Source organism: Streptomyces sp. NPDC088733, from assembly GCF_044751185.1.
Lineage (GTDB): Bacteria > Actinomycetota > Actinomycetes > Streptomycetales > Streptomycetaceae > Actinacidiphila.
This window is the reverse complement of the sequence record NZ_JBIVLH010000005.1, coordinates 168,867-191,998: the sequence shown is the minus strand read 5'-3', so window position 1 is coordinate 191,998 and position 23,132 is coordinate 168,867. Positions and strand designations below refer to the sequence as shown.

Annotated in this window: 33 protein-coding genes; 15 read left to right on the top strand and 18 right to left on the bottom strand. The window is 71.4% G+C overall.

Features of this window, described 5'->3' with window-relative positions; translation table 11 throughout:
* Positions 1 to 13 precede the first annotated feature (13 nt).
* Positions 14 to 817: a hypothetical protein gene (locus ACIP64_RS11695; RefSeq protein ID WP_401584269.1), complete on the top strand. Its 804-nt coding sequence runs from the start codon at positions 14 to 16 to the stop codon at positions 815 to 817.
* 39 nt (positions 818 to 856) lie between these two features.
* A complete protein-coding gene (locus tag ACIP64_RS11690; RefSeq protein ID WP_360912013.1) occupies positions 857 to 1,495 on the top strand; it encodes a TIGR03085 family metal-binding protein in 639 nt (212 codons plus the stop codon).
* Here ACIP64_RS11690 and ACIP64_RS11685 read toward each other — a convergent pair.
* From ACIP64_RS11685 to hisD, 10 genes are all read right to left on the bottom strand, one after another.
* Positions 1,492 to 2,757, bottom strand: a complete 1,266-nt coding sequence (locus ACIP64_RS11685) for an MFS transporter (protein ID WP_401584266.1) — start codon at positions 2,755 to 2,757, stop codon at positions 1,492 to 1,494. The two genes, ACIP64_RS11690 and ACIP64_RS11685, sit on opposite strands and share 4 nt — an antisense overlap.
* A gap of 31 nt (positions 2,758 to 2,788) precedes the next feature.
* The gene (locus tag ACIP64_RS11680; protein WP_401584264.1) at positions 2,789 to 3,403 is read right to left on the bottom strand and encodes a helix-turn-helix domain-containing protein; all 615 of its coding nucleotides are present in this window, start codon (positions 3,401 to 3,403) and stop codon (positions 2,789 to 2,791) included.
* An 86-nt stretch (positions 3,404 to 3,489) separates the two neighbouring features.
* A complete protein-coding gene (hisF, locus tag ACIP64_RS11675) occupies positions 3,490 to 4,254 on the bottom strand; it encodes an imidazole glycerol phosphate synthase subunit HisF (RefSeq protein ID WP_360912006.1) in 765 nt (254 codons plus the stop codon).
* Positions 4,251 to 4,661, bottom strand: a complete 411-nt coding sequence (locus ACIP64_RS11670) for a RidA family protein (RefSeq protein WP_360912004.1) — start codon at positions 4,659 to 4,661, stop codon at positions 4,251 to 4,253. Before ACIP64_RS11670 ends, hisF begins: the two co-directional genes overlap by 4 nt.
* The gene (priA, locus tag ACIP64_RS11665; protein ID WP_401584260.1) at positions 4,658 to 5,392 is read right to left on the bottom strand and encodes a bifunctional 1-(5-phosphoribosyl)-5-((5-phosphoribosylamino)methylideneamino)imidazole-4-carboxamide isomerase/phosphoribosylanthranilate isomerase PriA; all 735 of its coding nucleotides are present in this window, start codon (positions 5,390 to 5,392) and stop codon (positions 4,658 to 4,660) included. Before priA ends, ACIP64_RS11670 begins: the two co-directional genes overlap by 4 nt.
* Before the next feature lie 14 nt (positions 5,393 to 5,406).
* Positions 5,407 to 6,057 carry an imidazole glycerol phosphate synthase subunit HisH gene (gene hisH, locus ACIP64_RS11660; RefSeq protein ID WP_401584257.1) on the bottom strand — a complete coding sequence of 217 codons (651 nt, stop codon included), beginning with the start codon at positions 6,055 to 6,057 and terminating at the stop codon, positions 5,407 to 5,409.
* A gap of 12 nt (positions 6,058 to 6,069) precedes the next feature.
* The gene (locus tag ACIP64_RS11655) at positions 6,070 to 6,222 is read right to left on the bottom strand and encodes a hypothetical protein (RefSeq protein ID WP_319661089.1); all 153 of its coding nucleotides are present in this window, start codon (positions 6,220 to 6,222) and stop codon (positions 6,070 to 6,072) included.
* On the bottom strand, positions 6,219 to 6,812 hold the full coding sequence (gene hisB / locus ACIP64_RS11650; RefSeq protein ID WP_319661088.1) for an imidazoleglycerol-phosphate dehydratase HisB: 594 nt from the start codon (positions 6,810 to 6,812) through the stop codon (positions 6,219 to 6,221). Before hisB ends, ACIP64_RS11655 begins: the two co-directional genes overlap by 4 nt.
* A 4-nt stretch (positions 6,813 to 6,816) precedes the next feature.
* The gene (locus tag ACIP64_RS11645) at positions 6,817 to 7,917 is read right to left on the bottom strand and encodes a histidinol-phosphate transaminase (protein WP_401584253.1); all 1,101 of its coding nucleotides are present in this window, start codon (positions 7,915 to 7,917) and stop codon (positions 6,817 to 6,819) included.
* A complete protein-coding gene (hisD, locus tag ACIP64_RS11640; RefSeq protein ID WP_401584251.1) occupies positions 7,914 to 9,236 on the bottom strand; it encodes a histidinol dehydrogenase in 1,323 nt (440 codons plus the stop codon). The genes ACIP64_RS11645 and hisD overlap by 4 nt, the downstream gene beginning before the upstream one ends.
* A gap of 129 nt (positions 9,237 to 9,365) precedes the next feature.
* Between hisD and ACIP64_RS11635 the strand changes: the two genes are divergently transcribed.
* The 3 genes from ACIP64_RS11635 (at position 9,366) to ybaK (ending at position 12,982) form a co-directional block, all read left to right on the top strand.
* A complete protein-coding gene (locus ACIP64_RS11635; protein WP_401584248.1) occupies positions 9,366 to 10,889 on the top strand; it encodes an oxidoreductase in 1,524 nt (507 codons plus the stop codon).
* Positions 10,890 to 11,744: 855 nt separating this feature from the next.
* Complete coding sequence (locus ACIP64_RS11630; RefSeq protein WP_401584246.1) at positions 11,745 to 12,464, top strand: LON peptidase substrate-binding domain-containing protein; 720 nt, start codon at positions 11,745 to 11,747, stop codon at positions 12,462 to 12,464.
* A gap of 17 nt (positions 12,465 to 12,481) precedes the next feature.
* Positions 12,482 to 12,982, top strand: coding sequence for a Cys-tRNA(Pro) deacylase (gene ybaK, locus ACIP64_RS11625; protein WP_360911990.1), 501 nt, complete (start codon positions 12,482 to 12,484; stop codon positions 12,980 to 12,982).
* Positions 12,983 to 12,992: 10 nt separating this feature from the next.
* On the opposite strand, the gene ACIP64_RS11620 is transcribed toward ybaK, so the two are convergent.
* From ACIP64_RS11620 to ACIP64_RS11610, 3 genes are all read right to left on the bottom strand, one after another.
* Positions 12,993 to 13,616: an ABC transporter permease gene (locus ACIP64_RS11620; protein WP_401584242.1), complete on the bottom strand. Its 624-nt coding sequence runs from the start codon at positions 13,614 to 13,616 to the stop codon at positions 12,993 to 12,995.
* Positions 13,617 to 13,669: 53 nt separating this feature from the next.
* Complete coding sequence (locus tag ACIP64_RS11615; protein WP_401584239.1) at positions 13,670 to 14,503, bottom strand: ABC transporter permease; 834 nt, start codon at positions 14,501 to 14,503, stop codon at positions 13,670 to 13,672.
* Positions 14,504 to 14,591: 88 nt separating this feature from the next.
* Positions 14,592 to 15,605 (bottom strand): ABC transporter ATP-binding protein, encoded by a 1,014-nt coding sequence (locus ACIP64_RS11610; protein ID WP_401584237.1) that lies wholly within the window; start codon positions 15,603 to 15,605, stop codon positions 14,592 to 14,594.
* 172 nt (positions 15,606 to 15,777) lie between these two features.
* Between ACIP64_RS11610 and ACIP64_RS11605 the strand changes: the two genes are divergently transcribed.
* The 4 genes from ACIP64_RS11605 (at position 15,778) to ACIP64_RS11590 (ending at position 18,223) form a co-directional block, all read left to right on the top strand.
* Complete coding sequence (locus ACIP64_RS11605; protein WP_401584234.1) at positions 15,778 to 16,509, top strand: hypothetical protein; 732 nt, start codon at positions 15,778 to 15,780, stop codon at positions 16,507 to 16,509.
* 202 nt (positions 16,510 to 16,711) lie between these two features.
* Positions 16,712 to 17,407, top strand: coding sequence for a DUF5753 domain-containing protein (locus ACIP64_RS11600; RefSeq protein WP_401584232.1), 696 nt, complete (start codon positions 16,712 to 16,714; stop codon positions 17,405 to 17,407).
* Entirely contained in the window at positions 17,398 to 17,586 is a 189-nt protein-coding gene (locus tag ACIP64_RS11595; RefSeq protein ID WP_401584229.1) for a DUF397 domain-containing protein, read from the top strand. Before ACIP64_RS11600 ends, ACIP64_RS11595 begins: the two co-directional genes overlap by 10 nt.
* Before the next feature lie 145 nt (positions 17,587 to 17,731).
* Positions 17,732 to 18,223 (top strand): hypothetical protein, encoded by a 492-nt coding sequence (locus ACIP64_RS11590; RefSeq protein WP_401584226.1) that lies wholly within the window; start codon positions 17,732 to 17,734, stop codon positions 18,221 to 18,223.
* Positions 18,224 to 18,375: 152 nt separating this feature from the next.
* On the opposite strand, the gene ACIP64_RS11585 is transcribed toward ACIP64_RS11590, so the two are convergent.
* Together ACIP64_RS11585 and ACIP64_RS11580 are read right to left on the bottom strand one after the other, a co-directional pair.
* A complete protein-coding gene (locus ACIP64_RS11585) occupies positions 18,376 to 18,645 on the bottom strand; it encodes a GntR family transcriptional regulator (RefSeq protein ID WP_401584224.1) in 270 nt (89 codons plus the stop codon).
* A gap of 116 nt (positions 18,646 to 18,761) precedes the next feature.
* A complete protein-coding gene (locus ACIP64_RS11580) occupies positions 18,762 to 18,923 on the bottom strand; it encodes a hypothetical protein (protein ID WP_401584221.1) in 162 nt (53 codons plus the stop codon).
* A 423-nt stretch (positions 18,924 to 19,346) separates the two neighbouring features.
* Here ACIP64_RS11580 and ACIP64_RS11575 point away from each other — a divergent pair, with 423 nt between their 5' ends.
* On the top strand, positions 19,347 to 19,631 hold the full coding sequence (locus ACIP64_RS11575) for a hypothetical protein (RefSeq protein WP_401584219.1): 285 nt from the start codon (positions 19,347 to 19,349) through the stop codon (positions 19,629 to 19,631).
* Between the two features lie 28 nt (positions 19,632 to 19,659).
* Here the strand turns inward: ACIP64_RS11575 and ACIP64_RS11570 are convergent, their stop codons facing one another.
* A complete protein-coding gene (locus ACIP64_RS11570; protein ID WP_401584216.1) occupies positions 19,660 to 20,163 on the bottom strand; it encodes a hypothetical protein in 504 nt (167 codons plus the stop codon).
* A gap of 49 nt (positions 20,164 to 20,212) precedes the next feature.
* On the opposite strand from ACIP64_RS11570, the gene ACIP64_RS11565 reads away from it, so the two are divergent.
* The 5 genes from ACIP64_RS11565 to ACIP64_RS11545 all read left to right on the top strand — a co-directional run bounded on the left by ACIP64_RS11565 (position 20,213) and on the right by ACIP64_RS11545 (position 21,999).
* Positions 20,213 to 20,593 (top strand): hypothetical protein, encoded by a 381-nt coding sequence (locus ACIP64_RS11565; protein ID WP_401584213.1) that lies wholly within the window; start codon positions 20,213 to 20,215, stop codon positions 20,591 to 20,593.
* Positions 20,535 to 20,825, top strand: a complete 291-nt coding sequence (locus ACIP64_RS11560) for a hypothetical protein (RefSeq protein WP_401584210.1) — start codon at positions 20,535 to 20,537, stop codon at positions 20,823 to 20,825. Before ACIP64_RS11565 ends, ACIP64_RS11560 begins: the two co-directional genes overlap by 59 nt.
* 1 nt (position 20,826) lies before the next feature.
* The gene (locus ACIP64_RS11555) at positions 20,827 to 21,111 is read left to right on the top strand and encodes a hypothetical protein (protein WP_401584207.1); all 285 of its coding nucleotides are present in this window, start codon (positions 20,827 to 20,829) and stop codon (positions 21,109 to 21,111) included.
* Between the two features lie 2 nt (positions 21,112 to 21,113).
* A complete protein-coding gene (locus ACIP64_RS11550) occupies positions 21,114 to 21,380 on the top strand; it encodes a DNA-binding protein (protein WP_401584205.1) in 267 nt (88 codons plus the stop codon).
* Positions 21,381 to 21,474: 94 nt separating this feature from the next.
* Entirely contained in the window at positions 21,475 to 21,999 is a 525-nt protein-coding gene (locus tag ACIP64_RS11545; RefSeq protein WP_401584203.1) for a hypothetical protein, read from the top strand.
* Positions 22,000 to 22,048: 49 nt separating this feature from the next.
* Here the strand turns inward: ACIP64_RS11545 and ACIP64_RS11540 are convergent, their stop codons facing one another.
* Both ACIP64_RS11540 and ACIP64_RS11535 read right to left on the bottom strand, forming a co-directional pair.
* Entirely contained in the window at positions 22,049 to 22,339 is a 291-nt protein-coding gene (locus tag ACIP64_RS11540) for a hypothetical protein (RefSeq protein ID WP_401584201.1), read from the bottom strand.
* Positions 22,340 to 22,384: 45 nt separating this feature from the next.
* Positions 22,385 to 22,642, bottom strand: coding sequence for a hypothetical protein (locus tag ACIP64_RS11535; protein WP_401584199.1), 258 nt, complete (start codon positions 22,640 to 22,642; stop codon positions 22,385 to 22,387).
* Between the last annotated feature and the right edge of the window lie 490 nt (positions 22,643 to 23,132).

The following is a 23,132-nucleotide window of genomic DNA, read 5'->3' as shown; positions in this document are numbered from 1 at the left end:
GCATGCTTCGTCCATGAGTTTTCCTCCGCAGCCCCCTCCCGACGACCCGCGCTCCGGCCAGGGCGGCGGTTTCGGGCCGCCCCCCGGGGGTTTCGGTCCGCCGCAGTACCAGCCGCAGCAGCCTCAGCCCTACCAGCCCCAGCCGTACCAGCCGCAGCAGTACCAGCCCCAGCAGGCGCCGCAGGCGCCCTACCAGCAGCAGCCGCAGCCGGGTGGCTACGGCGGCTATCCGCCCCCGCAGCCTCCTCCGCGCAGCGGCGGCGGGGCGAAGGTCGCGGCGATGGTCATCGGGGCGGTCGTGCTGATCGCGGTGATCGTCGGCGGTCTCGCGGTGGCGCTGGGCGGTGGCGACGACGGCAATGACGCGGCGGCCTCCTCCAGCAGCCCGGCGGCGTCGGCCGCGACCTCGTCGCAGCCCACGAACCCCACGGACACCTCGCCGGCGCCCGCGGAGACGTTCCGCAAGTACGTGGTGCTCGATGTCGGCCAGTGCTTCAACGACCCCGGGCTGGACAGCGGCGTCACCGAGGTCACGCCGGTCTCCTGCAACGGCCCGCACGACGCCGAGGTCATCGCGCACGAGAAGATCACCGGCACCTTCGCCACCGAGGCCGCGCTGAAGAAGCAGGTCCTCAAGCTCTGCGAGGCGGACGCCGGCAAGCGCCTGGACCACATCACGGACAGCCGCACGTTCTACTACTACGCGCTCTACCCGAAGCTGGCCGGGTACCAGGTGCAGCACAAGGACACGGTCTCCTGCTCCTTGACGCTCAGCAACAAGCCCGATGGCGAGAAGCTGACCAAACCGCTCTCGTAGGTGCTGCCCGTGGGCGGGGAGCCGACGTAGGCTGACGGCATGTCGACTCATGCCCAGCGTGAACGTCTGCTCCTCGCCGACCTGCTGGAGAGCGCCGGCTCCGACGCGCCCACCCTCTGCAAGGGCTGGACCACCCGCGACCTGGCCGCGCACATCGTCGTCCGCGAACGGCGCAGCGACGCCTCGGCCAGCGTGGTCATCCCGCAGCTCGCGGCCCGGTCGGAGCGGATCCGCCAGGAGTTCGTGGCCAAGCCGTACGAGGAACTCGTCCAGCTCATCCGCACCGGGCCGCCGCGGCTGTCGCCGTTCGCCCTCAAGCAGATCGACGAGGCCGCCAACACCGTTGAGTTCTTCGTCCATTCCGAGGATGTGCGCCGGGCCCAGCAGGACTGGTCGCCCCGCCGGCTGGACCCGGTCTTCGCCGACCTGCTCTGGTCCCGCCTGGAGCGTTCCGCCCGGCTGCTGGGCCGCAAGGCGCCGGTCGGCGTGGTGCTGCGCCGGCCCGACGGGCAGACCGCGGTGGCCCACCGCGGCACGCCGGTCGTGACGGTCACCGGCGAACCGGCGGAGCTGCTGCTGTTCGCCTTCGGGCGGCAGGAGGCGGCCCAGGTGGAGACCGAGGGCGACAAGGATGCCGTGGGCCGGCTGTACGAGGCCCGGCTCGGCATCTCGGGCTAGGCCCTGTCGGCGAGTTCGGCCCGGCGCAGCGCGGGCGCGGCGAGTCCGAGGACGGCTCCCGCGGCCGCGACCGCCGCGCTCGCGACGAACACCGGGCGGGCGCCCCAGACGCCGATGGCGGCGCCCGTCAGCGGAAAGCCCAGGGGCGCGATGCCGAGGGAGAACAGCGCGGCGACGGAGCTGACGCGGCCGAGGTAGGGGCCCTCGGTGACGGTCTGCAGCAGGGCGCCGCAGAGCGCGCCGCTGAGTCCGGCCACGAGGCCGACGACGGCCGCGACGGCGACCGCCGCGGGCAGGGCCGGTGCGAAGGCGAGCAGCGCGACGGCGACCGCACCGACGCCGAGGCAGCAGGACTGGGCGAGTCCGGCGCGCGGCAGGCGCCCGCGTACGGTCAGCAGCAGGGAGGCGGCGCCCGCGCCGGCGCCGAACCCGCTGACGATCCAGCCGAGCCCCGCGGCGCCCCAGCCCCGTTCGGCGGCGAGCAGGGTGAGGCCGATGTTGAGCGGGCCGGCGAAGCCGAGTTCCCCCACCGCGATGACGGTCATGAGGGCGGCGAGCACGCGGCGGCGGCGTATGTAGCGCAGGCCCTCGGTGAGGTCCTTCCAGGGCGTGCCGGCCCGGCCCTCTCCCCCGCGGTCGTCGGGCGGCAGCGGCGCCAGGCGGACGGCGGCCAGCAGCGCGAGCGAGACGGCGAAAAGGGTGCCCGCGGCGGCGAAGGCCGCGGAGGGGCCGCCCGTCGCGACGGCGGTGCCGCCCAGCGAGGCGCCGGCGACGCCGCCGACGCGGACCGCGATGCCCTTCATCCCGTTGAGCCGCCCCAGTTGGCCGGGGCCGGTGATACGGGGCGGCAGGGCGCCGACGGCCGGCAGGAAGACGGCGTCCACGGCGCCGAAGAGCAGCGCGATCACGGCGAGGGCCCACAGCCCCGGCGTGGTGAGGGCGAGCAGCGCGGCCGCCGCGAACATGACCACGCAGCGCGTCAGATCGCTGCCGATGACGATGCGGCGCGGGCCGAAGCGGTCGGCGAGCACGCCCCCGCCGAGCATCAGCACGGCGCGCGGCACGGCGCCGGCCGCGAGCACCAGTCCAGCCCGTCCGGGGTCGCCGGCGCGTGTCGCGGCCCAGGACAGGGCGAGGAACCACATGGCGTCGCCGATGAGCGAGGCCGTGAACGCGGCCAGCCAGCGCAGGACGTTGGCGTCCCGGTGGGCGGGGAGGCCGGGCGGGGCGAGGGGCGGTGCGGAGATTCCGGGGGCCGCCATGCGGTCGCCTCCTTCGTCGGTGGTGCCGCGGTCAGGACCGGTAGGGGAATCCGTACAGGTGCACCGCGACGTGCTCGCGGCCCGCGGTGTCGCCCGTGTCCTCGGCGGCGCGCGCCCGGTCGGCCCAGCGCGTCATCAGTTCGTCGAGTTCCGCGCCGAGTTGGCGGGTCTCCTCCACCGTCAGGCGGGGCAGGTACTCGGAGCTGAAGCCGGCGTCCGACCACTCCTTGCCCCATGCGTGCTGCTGGTCGAGGTAGGAGGCGTAGCGCTCGTAGCGGGTGGCGAGCAGGTGGCGGGTGACCTCGCTCATCACGGCCGCGCCCTCGGGGCGGTCGACGAAGTCCGAGGAGCGGAAGGTGATTCCGCGTTCGGTGGTGACCTTCCACCAGCGTTCGCGGGCGTCGCTGCTGTGCCCGGGGGCCTCGGCGATGAAGCCGTGCGCGGCGAGCTTGCGCAGGTGGTAGCTGACCAGCGAGACCGCTTCGTCTACCTGGTCGGCCAGTTGGGAGGCGGTGGCGGTGCGGGCGGTGAACAGCGCGCGGTAGAGCCTGATCCGCAGCGGGTGTGTGAAGACCTTGAGCGCGTCGAGGTCGGTGATCCGGTGCGGGTGGTCCGCGGTGCCGCCGGGGGGTGTGGGCTCTGCCATGTTCCGGAGGCTAGATACAAAAGTAAAATTGCGCAAGATAATTTGCGCAACTGGTCGTGCGCATACGGCCCCGGGCAGGGGGCGGATCAGCGGACGGGCCGGCCGGCCTCGCGCAGCGTCTGCTTGACCTCGCGGATGCGCAGGTCGCCGAAGTGGAAGACGGAGGCGGCGAGGACCGCGTCCGCGCCCGCGGCAACGGCCGGGGCGAAGTGGGAGAGCGCGCCGGCGCCGCCGGAGGCGATGACGGGGACCGTGACGAGCCTGCGCACGGCGGCGATCATCTCCGTGTCGTAGCCGTCCTTGGTGCCGTCGGCGTCCATGGAGTTCAGCAGGATCTCCCCCGCGCCGAGTTCGGCCGCGCGGTGCGCCCACTCCACCGCGTCGATGCCGGTGCCCCGGCGGCCCCCGTGCGTGGTGACCTCGAAGCCGGACGGGGTGCCGGCGTCCGTGCGGCGGGCGTCCACCGACAGGACGAGGACCTGCCGGCCGAAGCGTTCGGCGATCTCGCGGATCAGCTCGGGCCGGGCGATGGCGGCGGTGTTGACGCCCACCTTGTCGGCGCCGGCGCGCAGCAGCTTGTCGACGTCCTCGGCGGACCGCACGCCGCCGCCGACGGTGAGCGGGATGAAGACCTGCTCGGCGGTGCGCCGCACCACGTCGTAGGTGGTCTCGCGGTTGCCGGAGGACGCGGTGATGTCGAGGAAGGTGAGCTCGTCGGCGCCCTCGGCGTCGTACAGCCTGGCCATCTCGACGGGGTCGCCCGCGTCCCGGAGGTCGCGGAAGTTGACGCCCTTGACGACCCGGCCGTTGTCCACGTCCAGGCAGGGGATGACTCGGACCGCCAGGGTCATTGCGCTCGGGCTCCTCGGAATGCTTCCAGTTCGACTTCGACCAGGACCCGCGGGTCCATGAACCCCGAGACCACGACGATCGTCGTGGCCGGGCGGGCGCGGTCGAAGAACTCCTTGTGCGCCCGGCCGACCTCCTCCACGTCATGGGTGTGGGTGAGGTACATGCGGGTGCGGACGACGGAGTCGGCGTCCAGTCCGAACGCCTCCAGCGCGGCGAGGGCCTTGGTGAACGCGACCTTCGCCTGCTCGTACGGATCGCCCTCGCCGAAGAGCACGGTGCCCTCGAACGGCATCGTGCCCGCGACGTGGACACGGTCCCCCGCCGCGACGGCGCGTGCGAAACCGAACTGCTCCTCCCAGGGGCTGTCGCTGTGCACCCGCCGTACGTCGTCGGGGGTTTCCGTCATCGGGACACCGCCTCCAGGGCCTCTTCCAGGGTGAACGCCTCCGCATAGAGCGCCTTCCCGACAATGGCGCCCTCGACCCCCTGCGGCACCAGGGAGGCGATGGCCCGAAGGTCGTCGAGGGAGGAGACGCCGCCGGAGGCGACGACCGGCCGGTCGGTGGCCGCGCACACGTTCTTCAGCAGCTCCAGGTTGGGGCCCTGCAAGGTGCCGTCCTTGTTGATGTCGGTGACGACGTACCGGGCGCAGCCCTCGGAGTCCAGGCGGGCCAGCGTCTCGTAGAGGTCGCCGCCGTCGCGGGTCCAGCCGCGGCCGCGCAGGGTGGTGCCGCGGACGTCCAGGCCGACCGCGATCTGGTCGCCGTGCTCCGCGATGACCTTGGCGACCCACTCGGGGGTCTCCAGCGCCGCGGTGCCGAGGTTGACCCGGGTGCAGCCGGTCGCGAGCGCCGCGGCCAGCGTCTCGTCGTCGCGGATGCCGCCGGACAGCTCGACCTTGATGTCCATGGAGCGCGCGACCTCGGCGATCCGGGCGCGGTTGTCACCCGTGCCGAAGGCGGCGTCCAGGTCGACCAGGTGCAGCCACTCGGCGCCGGCCCGCTGCCAGGCGAGGGCGGCGGCCATCGGGTCGCCGTAGGACGTCTCGGAGCCCGACTCCCCGTGCACGAGGCGGACGGCCTGACCGTCGCGGACGTCGACGGCGGGGAGGAGTTCGAGGCGGTGCGTCGTGCTCATGACGGCGTCGGGTCCTAGTCCTTGAAGGTGTCGAGCCAGTTGGACAGCAACTGGGCGCCGGCGTCGCCGGACTTCTCGGGGTGGAACTGGGTGGCCCACAGCGGGCCGTTCTCCACCGCGGCGACGAACGGCTCGCCGTGCGTCGCCCAGGTGACCCTGGGAGCCCGGATGGCCGGGTTTCCGGTCTCCAGCTCCCAGGAGCGCACCGCGTAGGAGTGCACGAAGTAGTACCGCGCGTCGGCGTCGAGCCCCGCGAACAACTGCGAGTCCCCGGGCGCCTTCACGGTGTTCCAGCCCATGTGCGGCACGATCGGCGCGCGCAGCGGCTCGACCGTGCCGGGCCACTCGTCGCAGCCCTCGGTGGTCACACCGTGCTCGACGCCCTGCGCGAAGAGGATCTGCATGCCGACGCAGATGCCCAGCACCGGACGGCCGCCGGCGAGGCGGCGGCCGATGGCCTGTTCGCCGCGCACCGCCTTCAGCCCCGCCATGCAGGCGGCGAACGCGCCGACGCCGGGCACGAGCAGCCCGTCGGAGTCCAGGGCCTTGCCGAAGTCGGCGGTGATCTCGACGTCCGCGCCCACCCTGGCCAGCGCCCGCTCGGCGGAACGCACATTGCCGAAGCCGTAGTCGAGGACCACGACCTTCCTGGCCGCCTTGCTCATCTGCGCGACCCCCTACAGCCGCAGCAGGCCGGACACCAGCGACATGGCCGAGCCGATGCCGAGCAGCACGATGACGCCCTTGGGCATCTTCTGCTTCCAGAACGAGTAGACGCCGCCGGCCAGGAAGAGGCCCAGCAGGATGAACAGGATGGCCGGCTTGGTCACAGCGCGCCCTTCGTCGACGGGAGGATGCCCGCGGCGCGGGGATCGCGCTCGGAGGCGTAGCGCAGGGCCCGGGCCAGCGCCTTGAACTGGCACTCCACGATGTGGTGGGCGTTGCGCCCGTACGGCACGTGGACGTGCAGGGCGATCTGCGCCTGGGCGACGAAGGACTCCAGGATGTGCCGGGTCATCGTCGTGTCGTAGGAGCCGATCATCGGTGCCATGTTCTCCGGCTCGGTGTGCACCAGGTAGGGGCGACCGGAGAGGTCCACGGTGACCTGGGCGAGGGACTCGTCCAGCGGCACCGTGCAGTTGCCGAAGCGGTAGATGCCCACCTTGTCGCCGAGCGCCTGCTTGAAGGCGGCGCCGAGCGCGAGGGCGGTGTCCTCGATGGTGTGGTGGGTGTCGATGTGCAGGTCGCCCTCGGTCTTGACCGTGAGGTCGAAGAGGCCGTGGCGGCCGAGCTGGTCGAGCATGTGGTCGTAGAAGCCGACTCCGGTGGAGATCTCGGTCCTGCCGGTGCCGTCGAGGTCGAGCTCGACGACGACGGAGGTCTCCTTGGTCGTGCGCTCCACGCGGCCGACGCGTGTCATGTGGTTACCGCTCCTTCTTCAGCTCGCGCACCGCTTCGAGGAACGCGTCGTTCTCGGCGGGGGTGCCCGCGGTGACCCGCAGCCAGCCCGGTACGCCGTTGTCGCGGACGAGGACACCGCGGTCGAGGATCGCCTGCCACGCCCGGTGGCTGTCCTCGAAGCGGCCGAACTGCACGAAGTTGGCGTCCGAGTCGACGACCTCGTACCCGATCCCCCGCAGTTCCCCGACCAGGCGGTCCCGCTCGGACTTCAGCTGCTCGACGTACCCGAGCAGGGTATCGGTGTGCTCCAGCGCGGCGAGCGCGGTGGCCTGGGTGACCGCCGACAGGTGGTACGGCAGGCGCACCAGCTGCACCGCGTCCACGACCGCCGGGTGCGCCGCGAGATAGCCCAGCCGCAGGCCGGCCGCGCCGAAGGCCTTGGACATGGTGCGGCTGACCACCAGGTGGGGGCGGCCCTCGATCAGCGGCAGCAGCGACGGGGAGTGGCTGAACTCGCCGTACGCCTCGTCGACCACGACCAGCGAGGGACGGGCGGCCTGCGCGGCCTCGTAGAGGGCCAGCACGGTGTCGGCCGCGACCGCGGAGCCGGTCGGGTTGTTGGGCGAGGTGATGAAGACCACGTGCGGCCGGTGCTCGGTGACGGCCCGCCCGGCGGCGGCCACGTCGATGGTGAAGTCGTCCTCGCGGGGCCCGGCCACCCAGCCGGTGCCGGTGCCGCGTGCGATCAGGCCGTGCATCGAGTACGAGGGCTCGAAGCCGATCGCGGTGCGGCCGGGGCCGCCGAAGGTCTGCAGCAGTTGCTGGATGACCTCGTTGGAGCCGTTGGCGGCCCACACGTTGGCCGGCCCCACCGCGTGGCCTGCGGTGCGGGTCAGGTACTTGGCGAGCTCGGTGCGGAGCTCCACCGCGTCCCGGTCCGGGTAGCGGTTGAGGTCGCGGGCGGCCTCGCGGACCCGCTCGGCGATCCGCTCGACCAGCGCCTCGGGCAGCGGGTACGGGTTCTCGTTGGTGTTCAGGCGTACGGGGACGTCGAGTTGGGGCGCTCCGTACGGGGACTTGCCGCGCAGCTCGTCCCGGATGGGCAGGTCGTCGATGCCGGTCACGAGCCCGGTACCGTCCAATCGAATCGTGCCCGCACCGCCGCGCCGTGCGCCGGCAGGTCCTCGGCGTCGGCGAGCGTCACCACGTGGCCGGCGACCTCCGCCAGCGCCTCGCGCGTGTAGTCGACGACGTGGACGCCGCGCAGGAACGACTGCACCGACAGGCCCGAGGAGTGGCAGGCGCAGCCGCCGGTGGGCAGGACGTGGTTGGACCCGGCCGCGTAGTCGCCGAGCGAGACGGGGGCGTACGCGCCGACGAAGATCGCGCCCGCGTTGCGCACCCGGGCGGCGACCGCCCTCGCGTTCTCGGTCTGGATCTCCAGGTGCTCGGCCGCGTAGGCGTCCACCACCTGCAGGCCCTGCTCGATCCCGTCGACCAGCACGATGCCGGACTGGCGGCCGGACAGGGCCGGGGCGATCCGGTCCTCGACGTGCTTGGTGGCGGCGACCTGGCGCTCCAGCTCCTTCTCCACCGCCTCGGCGAGGTCGGCGGAGTCGGTGACCAGGACGGCCGCGGCCAGCGGGTCGTGCTCGGCCTGGCTGATCAGGTCGGCGGCGACGTGCACCGGGTCGGCGGTGCCGTCGGCGAGGATCGCGATCTCGGTGGGACCGGCCTCCGCGTCGATGCCGATACGGCCCTTGAGCAGGCGCTTGGCGGCGGCGACCCAGATGTTGCCGGGGCCGGTGACCATGTTCACCGGACGGCACTCCTCGGTGCCGTACGCGAACATCGCGACGGCCTGGGCGCCGCCCGCCGCGTACACCTCGTCCACGCCGAGCAGCGCGCACGCGGCGAGGATCGTCGGGTGCGGCAGACCGCCGAAGTCCTTCTGCGGCGGCGAGGCGACGGCCATCGAGCCGACCCCGGCCTCCTGGGCGGGCACCACGTTCATCACCACGGACGACGGGTAGACCGAGCGGCCGCCCGGCACGTACAGCCCCACCCGCTCCACCGGCACCCAGCGCTCGGTGACCGTGCCGCCCGGCACGACCTGCGTGGTGTGGTCGGTGCGGCGCTGCTCCCCGTGGACGAGCCGGGCGCGGCGGACCGACTCCTCCAGCGCGGCCCGCACCCGCGGGTCCAGCTCCGCCAGGGCCCGGGTCAGCGCCCCGGCCGGAACCCGCACCCGTTCGATGGTGACCCCGTCGAACCTCTCCGCGTAGTCGATCAGTGCCGCGGTGCCGCGATGCCTCACGTCGTCGCAGATCGGCCGCACCTTCTCCAGGGCGGCCTCGACGTCGAGCTCGGCACGGGGTAGCAGATCGCGGTCGATGCCGTCCTCGGGGAAGGCGTCACCGCGCAGATCGATTCGGGAGATCACCCTCCCAAGTGTAGAGAACCGGCCACCGCGGCTTCGCCGAGTATCAGTCCCTGATACGCGTACGGCTCCCCAAGGGTGATCATCCCCGCTAGCGTTTCCGTCGTCGTCGCCAGCCAGGGAGGGAACCCGGTGACCGAGCCGCCGGACATCGCGCCGCCGCACGACTGGACCCCGGTGGAACAGGGCCTGTGGCGGGCCTTCCGCCTCGGCGAGCTGTACGACCTGCGCACCGGGATACCCGAGCGGGACGACCCGGCCGCCGACCGCTTCTGGGGCCCCGACCGCACCGTGCGCGCCGAGACCGTCGCCCGGCTGCTGCTGGACGGGCCGCCGGCCGCCTCCGGGCGTGTCTCCTGCGTGAAGCTGTCCGGCGCGCAGATCAGCGGGCAGCTCAACCTCTCCGGCGGCGCGGTGGTGCCGTACGTGGAACTGCACGACTGCCGCTTCGAGCAGCAGGTGCTGCTCGCGGAGTGCAGCTTCACCACCCTGCGCATGGTGCGCTGCGCCATACCGCGGCTGGAGGCCGCCCGGCTGCACACCTCCGGCGACCTGCACCTGCCGCAGTGCACCATCGAGGGCGGCGTACGGCTCACCGACGCCCACATCGGCACGGACCTGCTGCTCAACCAGATCACCCTGCGCAAGGACCGGCACGGCCGGGCACTCGCCGCCGACGGGCTGAGCGTCGCCCAGGACGTCGAGGCCGAACTCATCGAGGCGACCGGCGAGATCAGCCTGCGCAGCGCCCGCATCGGCGGCCGCCTCAGCCTGCGCGGCAGCCGGCTGCGCAATCCCGAGGGCCGCTACGCGCTCAACGCCGCCCGCGTGACGGTCGAGCACACCCTCTACCTCAGCGCCGGCGGCGTCCGGCCCTTCAGCAGCGACGGCGGGGTCCGCCTGGACGACGGGCGCTTCGGCAACGGCGTGATCATCCACCGCGCCCGGTTCCGGCTCGCGGAGGGCCAGCAGCTGTCGCTGCGCCGCGTCCAGACCCCGGAACTGCGGCTCACCCTCGACCAGCCGCCGACCGGCACGGTCTCGCTGGCCGGCGCCCGCGTCGGCAACCTCACCGACAACCGCACCTGCTGGCCCGGCACCGGCGGCATGGACCTGACCGGCTTCACCTACGGCTCCCTCAGCCCCGAGGGCTCCTTCCCGCTCCGCGCCCGCATCGGCTGGCTCGCGGCGGCGACCCCCGAGTACAGCCCCGAGCCGTACGAGCAGCTCTCCGCCGCCCTGCGCGCCAGCGGCGAGGACTCCGACGCCCGCGAGGTCCAGCTCGCCAAGCAGCGACGGCGCCGCGAGACCCTCCCCGTCGCCGGGAAGCTCTGGGGCTTCCTCCAGGACATCACCGTCGGCTACGGCTACCGGCCCGGCCGCGCGGCGATCTGGATGGCCCTGCTCTGGGCGATCGGGGCCGTCTACTTCCAGGTCCACGGCGCGCCCAGACCCGTCGACGGCGGCGCCTTCCCGAACTGGAACGCGCCCCTGTTCGCCCTCGACCTGCTGCTCCCGGTCATCAACCTCGGGCAGGACAACGCGTGGCGCCTCAGCGGGGGCGCCCAGTGGGCGGCGGCGTTCCTGACGATGCTGGGGTGGATCCTGGCGACGACGGTGGCCGCGGGCGCCTCCCGCCTCCTCCGCCGCGGCTGACGCTTCGCGTCCGGTCCGGGTTTTTCCCCCGCCCTCCCGCCCGAGTGCCCTGTGAAGTCAGGGCGCCCCGACGCAAGTGGTGTGGGGGCCGGGTTCGGGGCCTCCGGGGCTGCACGTCCTGGACTGGATATTTACGTGCATTTCCAGTGTCTTCGACTGTTCGCCCCGGGTACCGCACACAAATATGCCGAACGTCCAGGACATCCACCCCTACGACCCCGCCCCCTCCGTCTCGTCATGCGCCTGATCCCCGGTGGGGGGATGGAGGCGACCCTGGCCCGGGCCGCAGTCAGCGCGGCGGAATCGGCCGCAGGAGAACCCCCACCAGCCTTCGACCGGGGGTGCCCGCAGGTGCGCATTCGCGCCTGAATCCCCGGCGGGAGCAAGGAAGCGGGCAGGCCACCCGTCGGTGCGGCACGGCCGGCGGTCACGTCCGCTGCGGTCGAGATCAGCCGACAGCGCTGGGCGGCCCCGTGATGCGCTTGCGACGCTTCCCGGTGCATTGGCGATCCGGCGCGGTCCAAGCGCCGACAGGTGACGGCCGCGCTGCGCCGATGACGGCTTGAGCACGGTGCCGCTCAACACCACCCACCGGGGATCAGGCGCTTGCAACTACGGAGGGGGCGGGGTCGTAGGGGTGGCGTTCTGGACTGTGGAGCATATTTGGGTGCACAACCCGGGGCAGGCAGCGGAGAGCGCCTGAGGCACCTAAATGTGCTGTCCAGAATGGCAGCCCCGGAGGCCCCGAACCCGGCCCCCCAACCACTTGCGTCGGGGCGCGTGACTTCACAGGGCACACGGGAGGGCGGGCGGGGAAAAGGCCAGGACCGGAAAGCCGGCCCGAAGGGCCTAGGCTTGCTCGTCGTGAACGCTCGTCTCCCCCTCTTCCCCCTGAGCTCCGTCCTCTTCCCCGGCCTCGTGCTCCCCCTGAACATCTTCGAGGAGCGCTACCGCGCCCTCTTCCGCGCCCTGCTGGAGCTCCCCGAGGAGGAGCCTCGCCGGTTCGGGGTCGTGGCGATCCGGGACGGCCACGAGGTGGCCCCCGCGGGCGAGGAGGACGGCGCGGCGGCGGGCTTCGGCCCGGATCCGGCGGCGTCGCTGTTCACCGTCGGCTGCACCGCGGAGGCCGCCACGATCGGTGAGCGCGAGGGCGGCGGCTTCAAGGTCGTGGCGACCGGCACGACCCGCTTCCGGCTGGTGTCGGTGGACGCCTCGGGCCCGTACCTCGTCGGCGAGGTCGAGGAGGTGCCGGAGGAGAGCGGCAGCGGTTCCGGCGCGCTGGCGGCCGGTGTCGCACGGGCCTTCCGCACCTATCAGAAGCGGCTGGCGGGGGCGCGCGAGTCCAGCATCGCGGGCGTCCAGGAGCTTCCGGACGACCCGACCGTGCTGTCGTACCTGGTGGCCGCGGCGGCCGTCGTCGACACCCCGGCCAAGCAGCGGCTGCTGGAGGCCGCGGACACCGCGGCCCGGCTGGAGCAGGAGCTGCGGATTCTGCGCCGGGAGGCGGCGGTCATCGACAAGTTGGGCACCCTGCCCGCCGTGGACCTCACCCGCCAGGCCCCGAGCCTCAACTGACGGGACGTCAATTCATCATGGCCAAGAAGAAGCAGTCGCCGTCCGGCGGTACGCCCGCCACGGTCGCCTTGGAGAAGGCGGGCGCCGTCTTCACCGTGCACGCCTACGCGCACGATCCCGCCTCGGAACTGGGGTACGGCGAGGAGGCCGCGCAGGCGCTCGGCACGTCTCCGGACCGGGTGTTCAAGACCCTCGTCGCGGACGTGGACGGCGCGCTGACGGTCGCGGTCGTCCCGGTGGCCGGTTCGCTGGATCTCAAGGCGCTGGCCACCGCGGCGGGCGGCAAGCGGGCGGCGATGGCCGACCCGGCGGCCGCCGAGCGCACGACGGGCTATGTGCGGGGCGGTATCTCCCCGCTGGGGCAGCGCAAGCGGCTGCGCACCGTTGTGGACGCCTCGGCCCTGGAGCACGCCACCGTCTTCGTCTCGGCGGGCAAGCGCGGCCTGGAGGTCGAGCTGGCCCCGCAGGACCTGGTCAGGCTCACGGACGCGGTCACCGCGCCGATCGGCCGCGGCTGAGCGGCCCGCGTCAGTCCTTCGGGGGCAGGTGCTGCCCGGGGTGGTCCCAGTACGGCATGAGCGGCGGTTCGGGGTCGCGCGGGCCGAGGCCCACGGTCAGCAGCAGGTGGGTGAGGACGGCGCCCACGGGCCAGGCCAGCAGGGCGCCCTTGGCCTGGAGCTGGAGGGGTCCGTCGAAGACCTTCTTCGGGCCGACGGCCTTGGCGTGCGCTATCAGGTCCGAGGTGGGGCCGAGCCAGACCCCCAGCCGCCAGGCGATCACGGAGCCGAGCAGCGCGCCCACGGCGAGGCCGAACACCACGCCCACTCCCCCGCGCCGCACCCGCCAGAAGGCCAGGGCGGCGGTCAGGACGCCCATGCCGAGGCCGAGCAGCACGAAGGTGCCGTCCCCGCCGACGGCCTGCTCGCCCTCGGTGTCCTCCAGGTAGACCGCCTTGCCGTCGGAGATCAGCGGCACCCGGGGCGCCAGCCAGAGCCACAGCAGTCCGAGCAGCACCCCCGCCACCGCCACGAGCACGGCGGTCAGTGCGCCGTTCCTGAGCTCCTGCGCGGGGGCCATGCGCGAGTCGTCGTCCTTGGGCGACGGCAGCGGCATGGAGGGCCAGTGGTCGTGCGGCGTCAGAGGTGCGGTCACCCTGCCATCGTGCCAGGTACGCCCGCGCGACGCGTCATCAGCCCCTCGGCCCCTCAGCGGCAGGCGGCCCTGCGGTACGCCCAGGTGGCCACGGCCAGCGAGACCAGGCCGACGGCGGCGCACACCGACAGGTCGCCGAGCACGGCCGGCCAGTGCGGGTGGGCGTCGAAGCTGCGGATGAACGCCTCGACCCCGTACGTGGACGGCAGCAGGTCGCGCACGTACCCGATCGGCGCGGGCAGGTTGCCCGCCGGGAGGACGCCCAGCAGCAGCGCGGCGGACATGCCGAGCTGCCCGGCGAGCGTGGCCAGCTCCTGGCGCGGGGCCAGCAGCCCGAGGGCGGCCCCGAGTCCCGACAGCGCGGCGCCGGCCAGCGGAATGACGGCGGCCAGTACCCACAGATGGGTGAACGGGAGCTGGAAGAGGCCGCAGCCGATGGCGGCGGTCACCAGCGTCCCGGGCACCGTGAAGGACGCGTACGCGCCCGCCGCGCCGAGCACCACCGCCGCGGGCGGCACGGGCAGCGTCGCGTAGTGGTCGAGGCCCCCGGAGGCGCGCAGCTGCCCGAAGTACTGGGCGAGCAGATTGAGTGCGACGAAGGCGACGACGAGGACGCTGGAGCCGGCGACCACCGCGCGGGCGGCCGCGCCGCCGTGCACGACGCCGCGCATGAGCACCATGATCCCGACGGACTGGAACGTCGCGACGAACAGCAGCGGGATGCGCGCGACCCGGGCGCGCGACAGCTGGGCCCGGTAGACCGCGATCATCGCCGGCACCAGCCGGGCACGGGGGGCGAGCGGCGCGGGCGCGCCGGGCAGGGGGGCCGCGGGGGCCGCCGTACGCGCCGCCGCGGTGGTGTCCGCTCCCGCGGAGACGATGGTCACGCCGCGCCGCCCCGTTCCCCCGCGCGTCCGTCCGGGATCTCGTACACGGCCGTTCCCCTCATGGCTCCGTCGCCGCTGCTGCCGCCGTTCACGCCTTGACCAGTCCCTTCCGGCGTCCGCCGAGGGCCAGGTAGACATCCTCCAGGCTCGGTGTCGCCAGCGTGAAGTCGTCGAGCGCGGCGAAGGCCGGGCCGCCGGTCACCTCGGCGACCACGGCGCGGGCCCGCTCCTGGGGCAGCCGCAGCGTCCAGCGGCGCCCAGTGATCCGCGCGCTGTCGCGCAGCCCCGCGATGCCGGGCACGGACAGCGGGGGCTCGTCACGCCAGACCAGGTCGAGCCGCACCTCGTCGGCGACGAGCGCCTTGAGGCCGGCCGGGGTGTCGCAGGCGATGACCCGGCCCTCGTCGACGACTGCGACGCGGTCCAGGACGGTCTCCGCCTCCAGCACGTTGTGGGTGACGAGCAGGACGGTGACGCCGCGCTCGGCGCGCCGCCGGTCGATCGCCGCCCACACCGCGCGCCGAGCAACGGGGTCCATGGAGGTCGTCGGCTCGTCGAGGACCAGCAGCGGCCGCTCCCCCACCAGCGCGGTGGCCAGGCAGGCCAGCCGGCGCTGCCCGCCGGAGAGCTTGCGCAGCGGGCGGCCGGCGAGTTCGGTCAGCCCCAGCTCCTCCAGGACCGCGTCCCGTTCGGCGCGTGCGGAGTGGGCGTCCAGCCCGCGCAGCCGGCCGGTGGTCTCGGCGGCCAGGGCGACGGTGAGCTCGTCCAGCGCGCTGGACTCCTGCCCGAGGTAGCCGATGAGCCGGGAGGCCCGTTCGGGGTGGCGCACCAGGTCGTGGCCGAGGAGGTCGACGCTCCCGGCGTCCGGGCGCAGCAGGCCGGTCAACTGCCGCACCAGGGTGGTCTTCCCGGCGCCGTTGGGGCCGAGCAGGCCGAAGATCTCGCCGCCGCGGATGTCGAGGTCGATGCCGTCGTTGGCCCGCACGGCCGGTTTCGCGGCCGCGCGGCGCCCGCGCCCGGCCGGATACGTCTTGACGAGCCCGCGCACGGTCACGACCACCGCCGTGCGTGCGGCGGTGTCCTGTCCCGTGCCGGTACTCACGAGGGTCGAGCTTACCCCTCGTCCATGTGGACCGCTCACGTCCATGCCACACAAGAAAAGTCCAGGTCAAACGCGCAACGGCCACCCCCGGGTGGGGTGGCCGTGAGAAATCGGTGAGACGTCAACTGCCGGAATCGTCATCCGTTCGCTCGCTCCACGGGCCGACCCGCGGATGCGGCCCAAGATCGTCGTCTTTGACGAGTGCCAGGAGCTGTTCCTGCACAAGCTGTACGGCAAGGAGGCCGCCGAGCTGGCCGAGAAGGTCATCAAGAAGGCCAGGAAGTGCGGCATCACCTTGGTGTTCGTGACCCCGTCGCCGAACGCCGGCTCCATCCCGAAGGAGCTGACCCGCAACACCAGCCACAACGTGGCGTTCGCGGTCGGCGACTACATCGCCAACGATGGCCTGCTCGGCACGGGCAAGCACAAGGCGGGCATCACGGCGACGACCCTGATCCCTGGTGAGGACGTCGGTACCGAGGTGACGGTCGGGTTCAACGCGAAGCCGTTCGAGGTGATCCGCTGCCACTACGTGGCCCGGGATCCGGAGAAGGGCATCGACGAGGTCACGCCGGTCGTCGAGCGGGCGATGGGCGTGCACGACGGCGGCCCCGCCCCAGCCGAGCCGTCGTTCACGCCGGCCGATCCGCTGGTCGACATCCTGACCGTGCTGGAGAACGCCCCGCGGATGCGCACGCAGGACGTGGTCCGGGGCCTGTCCGACCTCAACCCGGAGGCTTACGGCGACTGGTCGTTCGGCAACCTGCGCCGGGTCCTCGACGAGTCCGGCCACGGGGAGTACAAGATGGGCGGCCGGCAGCACGTGTCCCGGCAGCGCATCGTCGATGCCATCGCGGACCGTGACGACGACGGCGACGACGAGGCCGAGTTCGACGCCAGCTGATCGCGGGGAGGCGGCCGTTTGGGAGGGAGTTCTCCCCAGCCGCCTCCCTACCCCGCCTCCCTGCGCCTGACCTGCACAGACATGCGATTAGGGAGGCAAGGGAGGCAGCGCTTCGGGACGCCCCGAACCCCCGTTTTCAGGGGTTCCGCCTCCCCCGCGTCGCCTCCCTCCCTGCCCGCCAACCCGCTATCAGGAGCACCCGTTGAGCGACCACCAGCACCCAGCCCAGCCCGACCCCGCCGACGCCATCAGAGGGCTGCACGCGGACGACCAGCGCCACCAAGGCAGGGCCGCAACCGAAGAGACCGGGCCCATCACCGCCGAACGGCTGACGGCCGTCGAGGCGTGCGCCGTGTCCATCCGCGCATGGAACGCCAGCATCATCCCCGGCCCGCTGCAGCTGACCCGCTACGCCGCCGCAGCGATCCGCACCCGGGTGCCGACGCTGGAGGACGGCGAGGTGATGCGTCGCGCCCACGCCCGCGCAGCGCGGGTCGACTCGTTCCTCCGCCGCTGGGCCAGCCTCGACCACGTGGGGCAGGCGATGTTCTTCGTCGGCGAGCAGGCCCTGCGCCAGCCCCTGGCCAACGACCGGGCGCACGGCGCGCAGTTGCGGTACCTGGCGAACCTGGCCGAGTCGAACCCGCGGATCGACATCCGCATCGTTCTCGAAGGCCGGCTGACCCCGGGACGCTCGGGCCAGTTCGCGCTGTACGGCCTGCGTGGCGCGGGTCTGTCCCGGCTGGGCTACCTGGAGAGCGTGATCGGCGGCTGGTACACGGTCCGTGCCGCCGATGTCGCCCGCCTGCACTCAGCGTTCGAGACCATGGCGGAGGCGGCACTGTCGCCGGACGACTCCCGCACGTTCATGACGGAGGTATCCACAGCATGGGGATGATCCCCGAGGCGCCGTTCAAGAAGTCGTCGTTCAGCGAGCCGGATGATTGCATCGAGGTCGCCCGGCCCGCAACGGGCCCGGTCTGGGTGCGTGACTCCAAGGACCCTCATGGCCCCGTCCTGGCGTTCGACCGCAGCGAGTGGGCGGCGTTCCTCGCCGACCTGCCAGAGCAGCCCTGACACGGCGAAGGCGCCCGTTCTCCCCCGAGATGGCGGGCGTCTGTCGCTTTTCTGACGCGTGCATGTCGAGAACGTGGTCACCGCGACACGGCGTGTTCATGTTTGATTCACATGGTTAACGCTTCATTCCTCAATCCTCGCGATCATGAAATCTCTGAGGACCCTGAGGCTCACCCTCCCCATGGCGCTCGCCACCCTCATGCTCTCCGTCGCGGGCGCCGTGTCCCCCGCGTCGGCATCCGTGACGTATTGGAGGTACATAGACGGCTATGAAAATAGCTGCCTCTCCTCGTCCTCCACGACCTCCAACGTGTGGTCGGAACCTTGTGGTCAGACGATCGCCCGCTACCAATGGTGGTGGGGTGACACGATCACTTCCGGGGGCTCGACGTGGCGCCAGCTGATAAGCGCGGAGAACGGCAAGTGCCTCACCACGGACCACAAGACCGACAACAATGCTGTCTGGACGAGTGCCTGTGGAAACGCTCCCGATCAGTGGTGGAGCGGCGACGGCGACAGCCTCGCGAGCTGGAACGGAATGAGCCTCCGCAGCTCCGCCAACGGTGATGCCGTCTACGTCAGCGGTTACGGCGCCGTCGAGTTCGACCGCTACACCTGGCGGGGCTACCGCAACTGACACTGACCGTGGCCCACCGAGGGCTCTCGCTCCCTATAGGAGCGAGGGCCCTTCTGGTTCGGTCGCGAGGAAAAGCGGACGCGCGTCGCACTCTGACGCCGTCGGATCTTAAGGACAGCGACGTCCTTACGCGTCACTCACTATCGCAGGGCCTATGCGTTGGCCTCGGGCTGCTGCACGAACGTGCCCTTGCCCTGGACGGTGTACACGAGGCCGCGTTCGCGGAGCTCCCGCACCGCGCGCCGCGCCGTCAGCCGGGCCACGCCGTACTCCTCGGCTAGCCGGGTCTCCGCGGGGATCGGCCGGTCCGGTACGAGCGCGCCCGCCTCGATCTGCCCGGCAACGATGTCGGCCAGCTGCATGTAGATCGGCCGGCCGCTCTCGTGGTCGATCAGGTCCGCGGGATCGTCAGTGCTCACCATTCGACCGTAGATGTGCCCTGACCTGCACACATCTCCAGATCCCTCCGCACTCCTCTACAGAGGACTACATACCGCTGTACGGTGGGAGAACATGAGAAAGCCCCCGGCAGCCGCTGTCACGGCCCCGAGGGCAGGCCGACCGGAAAGGGGTCGACATGGGCCACGGTACCGCCCACGACAGCTCGCGCGTAGCTGCCCAACTCACTCGGCTTGAAGGCGCTGCACAGCGCGCCCACCGCCTGCACATGGACCATCTGGTTGACTGCTCCGCCTGCCATGGCGAGGTCCGTTGTGGCCTCGGCGCCAGCCTGTGGAGCGCGTGGACGGAAGCCCGCGGGGGCCAGCAGTGACTGCGGCCGAGGGCGGCATGCCGCGCCCTTGTGCGCGCTGCGGGAGGACCAACACCGACACGGTGCCGTTCATGGTGGAGACCGGTTCCGGCCCCGGCGGCATGGGAGTCATCTGCGCCGACGCAGCAGCCTGCGTGAGCCGCGCCCCGGCCCCGCCCCACACCGGGCCCCGCTGACTGCTGGCTGCCTCCGACGGCGAAGCTTCACAGGGAGCAGACGGCAACGAGCCCCCACCGCAACCTCCGCCGCGGTGGGGGCTTCGTCATGTCACAAATGGGCCACAACGCCCACAGGTCGTGCCAGTGCTCGCCACGCTGGGGCAACCCACCCGCATCACCACATGGGGGATCCATGCACCCGGGATACCAGCACCAGGTCGTCAAGCGCGGCGCGAACCACGGCCTGCACCTCGCGCTCAGCATCTGCACCTGCGGCGTCTGGGCCGTCACAGGTTGGCCGATCGCCGCGCTCATCGGCCGCCGCCAGACCGTCACCACCTACGGCGGCGCGCCGCAGACCCCGTACCCGCCACAGCAGCTGCCGCCGACTGCGTACCCGCCGCAGGGTCAGTACGGGCCGCCGCCCGGGCACCAGCAGACCCCGCCGCATGGCTGGCAGCAGCCGCCTACGACCTGAGCCGGCCTAGGAGCGGGCCGGGCCCCACTCAGCGATTGAGGAATGACCCACGACGACTACGTTCGCCCGCAAACCACTGCGCAACCTCTTCCAAAGTCTCAGGCACGATCCGGTTCTCAAAGCGCGCCACGTAGGCGGCTTCCCCTCGTGGGCTTTGGTGGTTCGCATCTGCAGGTGGGAGTTCAGCCAACGGCCGCCAGTGCACGGTGATCGGGCCAAAGGCCGCGGGGAATGTGACCGGGAAGGAGAAGCCGCCTGCGGTGCGCACGACCATGGGCAGTTGGTGGGCGGCCCGGTTTCGCACATACCGCAAGCCCAGCATGAGTTCGGGTCCTGGCCCGTTCAGCCCGCGATAGGAAAGATCATCGTCGCGCAGTTTCAGGTCGAGGGCGTTGGCCCAGTAGGCGGCCTCCATCGCCGGGATCAGCACTTCGCGCACGTTCGGGTTCACCCGTATTTGTTCGACCAGGCGGGCGCGAGCCTGCTCAAATCCGGCGAGCGCGACCTCGTACATGGGTGTCGGCAGCGACATGCGGTGACACATCTTGCCCAAGATCCGAGAGACCCCCGACCCTCGTGGTGTGGCCCAGGTACAGCAGAAATCCGACCGCGATTCGCCCCCCGCCGCCCTTGAGGGCTTCTACAACATCAAGAAGGCCGCGATCCGCCTCGGCCTGAACGACGGCACGGATCCGAAGGATGAATCCGGCCACCGCTGGCTCCGCGACGGATGCAACCGGCCCATCGACGGCAGCAAGGGCCCACAGTTCCCCCACCGCCGGATGTGCGGACAGCTCATCTTCAGCGACTCCGACCTCGCGTGGATCACCGAAGAGCACCGCAACCCGACGGCCAAGCCCGGCCGCAAGCCCAAGACGCCAGCAAAGGCTGAGGAGAACGTGAGTGTCAAGCCCTCCGACCCTCGACCGCGGCCTCATCGAGCGCCTGACCGCTGTCCTTGAAGCGATCCTCGCCTACGCCGACTTCAGGCACTACACACCGGAAGAGCTGGTCGACCCCGAGGGAGAGTTCCGGCTCCCGACCACCGCGCGAATGATCCGCGAGTGGGCGTACCAGCGGAAGTTCACGCGTAGCCGCATGGGCGGCCGGGTGACGCTCCGGCTCCCCCACATCAAGGAGCTCGTGGAGAGCTTCGACGAGCCGGCCATGCAGAAGCCGAAGCGAAGGACCTGACGTGACGCACCAGAAGCCCCCGCCCGGGTACGTCTTCGTGGAGGACTTCGAGGCAGATGACGGGACCGTGACCGCAGGGATCGCCACCCGTCTCGGCATCAGCGCCAGCGCGTACAAGAAGTGGCGCATGGCCGGAAAGGGTCCGCTGTACCGGAAGCACGGCAAGCGCATCATCGCCCGCCCTGAGTGGGTCGAGGAGTGGCAGCGCGCCCAGGACGATGTCGCGTTCAGGCCCCGTCCGGAGATGCGCCCGCCCGAGCCCAAGCTGAAGCGCAAGGAGTCCTGACAATGCCCAGCGAAAAGTACATCAAGTACGAGATGCCGGTTCCCCCCGCCGACATCAACGCGGACTACATGACCCTCCCGGAGACTGCGCACGTCATGCACTGCAGCGTGCGGTCGATCCGGGCGGCCCTCCGCGACCTGAAGATCAAGCCCAAGCCCGGCAGCAGGGTCATCACCGACAAGGCGACCCGCGCCGCGATCTACCAACTGCGCTCCGGCGGCGTCCCGCAGATGCCCCGACGCCGGCCGCGACGACGATCAGCTCGATGAGCCCGTCCCCATTCGAGCTGGGGGCGGGCTCATTGCTATGTCCAGACAGGTCCATGATGCCGCGAGTGGAGGCGTCTCCGTAGACTCCTGGGGCATGGAGGGGTGGAAGTTCTGGTGGGGCATCGCAGCGTTCTTCTTGGGCGGCCTGTCGACGCAGTTCAGCGGCTGGCTCACGTACCGGCGGCAGCGAATGGACAAGGCTGTGGAAGATGCCGATGCCCTCAAGAAGCGTCGCGAAGAATTCGAGCTGCAGCACCTCATCGAGACGAACGAGAAGCTGCACGTGCTTCGGCAGAGGTTATGGGACTTCACGTTGGAAGCCCGCAAGGTTCGAGCTTCAAACCAGGCGGACGGCCACCAAGACCAAGCCGGTTTGACCGCCGCTCGCGACGCCATGGACGCGGCCGAGGGAGCGCTTCACGGCAATGTTGGCTTCATCCTCAATGACGAGATTCGGCTCAAGGTCCAAGAAGCGATCCAGGCCATCGGCGGGGCTACTTTCGAGGTGCTCGGGGGTAGCCCCGTCCCCCACTTCGAGATGAACAAAGCCGTCGCCGAGGCTTTCGACGCTCTGAGCGCGCGCGTGCGAGCCATCTATGCCAACCAGCCGAACCACTAGCCCCCGTCCCCAGGCCCCGCCTCCGTGAAGGAGGCGGGACATTGTGCTGTCAGAGCTCCGCGCCGTCCGAGCTCTCGATGTGCAGAACGACAGGCTGCCCGGGCGCGGGCGGGAAACCGGCCCCGTCAGGCACGATGAACTCCGTCTCGCGGCCGTCTGTGGTGCGGATCCTGACCTGGCTGGTGTTGGCGATGGCCTTCCAGACCTCGGCGTCGTCGATGGTCAGGGTTCCCGACCAGTTCGTGTGGTTGCCGTCGGGCTTGCTGCTGCGGAGGTCCAGGGCGACCTGGGCTTCACCGGCTTCGGTGATGACGGTCGCGACCCCCTTGCGGGTATTCATACCGATCGATCGTAGGGGCAGACTCTGGTGGCGTCCCTTGATCGCTTACTTAGCTGGTTCCTCGGACTCCTCTTCTTCGTCGTCGTCCACGTCCAGCGGGATGTCGTCAAGGATCTCAAGGGTCCACGTCTCCTTGAGCTCACCCCTTAACTCGTTCATGGAGTTGGTGAGTCGGATCCCGAAGCCGAGCTGAGTCGCGGATTGAAGCAGCTCAAGGGCCTGATCCAACTCGCTGATGAGCACGAGCGTCTTGATCACTGGCGGATCGACGACGTACCCATCCCGTTCTTCCACGTGCGCCATGGCAACCTCCTGCAGAGACCCCGATGGGTCAGCCCACGAGTATCCCGACGACCAGGGCCACGAGTGCCAACATTCCGAGAAGCCACCAACTGCACCCCTGCTTGGGGTTCTTGCCGCGCACGCGGTGTCCGGGCACCCACGTGCCGTTCTTCCGCCTGTACCCCTCACGCCAGTGGCTCTTGCCCATCGGTGCCCCCTCGGGTCGGAGACCTTCCACGGTTCAGGGATCCGGCCGATGCGAGCAGGGCGTAGGGCGGGCGCACGGTTGCGGGATCCGGCTGCGAACTGGCTGCACGGGCCGCCAGACTGCCGGATATGAGCTTGACGTTCAGCGTCCAGGGCGACGCCGAGGGCGAGGTACGCGCCGCCCTCGGCCGCTTGTGCGATGCTCTCGACCTTGAGCCCCTCGGCCGGCCGATGCAGGGCCCCGGACGGGCACGCCGGCTCGCCCGCGCCATCCCCGATGAGGCTGGTGCGCAGATCACCGCAC

Excerpts from the sequence above, each read along its gene's own strand:
- ACIP64_RS11695 (WP_401584269.1), top strand. The coding sequence starts at position 14 with ATGAGTTTTCCTCCGCAGCCCCCTCCCGACGACCCGCGCTCCGGCCAG.
- ACIP64_RS11690 (WP_360912013.1), top strand. The coding sequence starts at position 857 with ATGTCGACTCATGCCCAGCGTGAACGTCTGCTCCTCGCCGACCTGCTG.
- ACIP64_RS11685 (WP_401584266.1), bottom strand. The coding sequence starts at position 2,757 with ATGGCGGCCCCCGGAATCTCCGCACCGCCCCTCGCCCCGCCCGGCCTC.
- ACIP64_RS11680 (WP_401584264.1), bottom strand. The coding sequence starts at position 3,403 with ATGGCAGAGCCCACACCCCCCGGCGGCACCGCGGACCACCCGCACCGG.
- hisF (WP_360912006.1), bottom strand. The coding sequence starts at position 4,254 with ATGACCCTGGCGGTCCGAGTCATCCCCTGCCTGGACGTGGACAACGGC.
- ACIP64_RS11670 (WP_360912004.1), bottom strand. The coding sequence starts at position 4,661 with ATGACGGAAACCCCCGACGACGTACGGCGGGTGCACAGCGACAGCCCC.
- priA (WP_401584260.1), bottom strand. The coding sequence starts at position 5,392 with ATGAGCACGACGCACCGCCTCGAACTCCTCCCCGCCGTCGACGTCCGC.
- hisH (WP_401584257.1), bottom strand. The coding sequence starts at position 6,057 with ATGAGCAAGGCGGCCAGGAAGGTCGTGGTCCTCGACTACGGCTTCGGC.
- hisB (WP_319661088.1), bottom strand. The coding sequence starts at position 6,812 with ATGACACGCGTCGGCCGCGTGGAGCGCACGACCAAGGAGACCTCCGTC.
- ybaK (WP_360911990.1), top strand. The coding sequence starts at position 12,482 with ATGGCCAAGAAGAAGCAGTCGCCGTCCGGCGGTACGCCCGCCACGGTC.
- ACIP64_RS11605 (WP_401584234.1), top strand. The coding sequence starts at position 15,778 with ATGCGGCCCAAGATCGTCGTCTTTGACGAGTGCCAGGAGCTGTTCCTG.
- ACIP64_RS11595 (WP_401584229.1), top strand. The coding sequence starts at position 17,398 with ATGGGGATGATCCCCGAGGCGCCGTTCAAGAAGTCGTCGTTCAGCGAG.
- ACIP64_RS11590 (WP_401584226.1), top strand. The coding sequence starts at position 17,732 with ATGAAATCTCTGAGGACCCTGAGGCTCACCCTCCCCATGGCGCTCGCC.
- ACIP64_RS11585 (WP_401584224.1), bottom strand. The coding sequence starts at position 18,645 with ATGGTGAGCACTGACGATCCCGCGGACCTGATCGACCACGAGAGCGGC.
- ACIP64_RS11580 (WP_401584221.1), bottom strand. The coding sequence starts at position 18,923 with ATGGCAGGCGGAGCAGTCAACCAGATGGTCCATGTGCAGGCGGTGGGC.
- ACIP64_RS11575 (WP_401584219.1), top strand. The coding sequence starts at position 19,347 with ATGCACCCGGGATACCAGCACCAGGTCGTCAAGCGCGGCGCGAACCAC.
- ACIP64_RS11570 (WP_401584216.1), bottom strand. The coding sequence starts at position 20,163 with ATGTCGCTGCCGACACCCATGTACGAGGTCGCGCTCGCCGGATTTGAG.
- ACIP64_RS11550 (WP_401584205.1), top strand. The coding sequence starts at position 21,114 with ATGCCCAGCGAAAAGTACATCAAGTACGAGATGCCGGTTCCCCCCGCC.
- ACIP64_RS11545 (WP_401584203.1), top strand. The coding sequence starts at position 21,475 with ATGGAGGGGTGGAAGTTCTGGTGGGGCATCGCAGCGTTCTTCTTGGGC.
- ACIP64_RS11540 (WP_401584201.1), bottom strand. The coding sequence starts at position 22,339 with ATGAATACCCGCAAGGGGGTCGCGACCGTCATCACCGAAGCCGGTGAA.
- ACIP64_RS11535 (WP_401584199.1), bottom strand. The coding sequence starts at position 22,642 with ATGGCGCACGTGGAAGAACGGGATGGGTACGTCGTCGATCCGCCAGTG.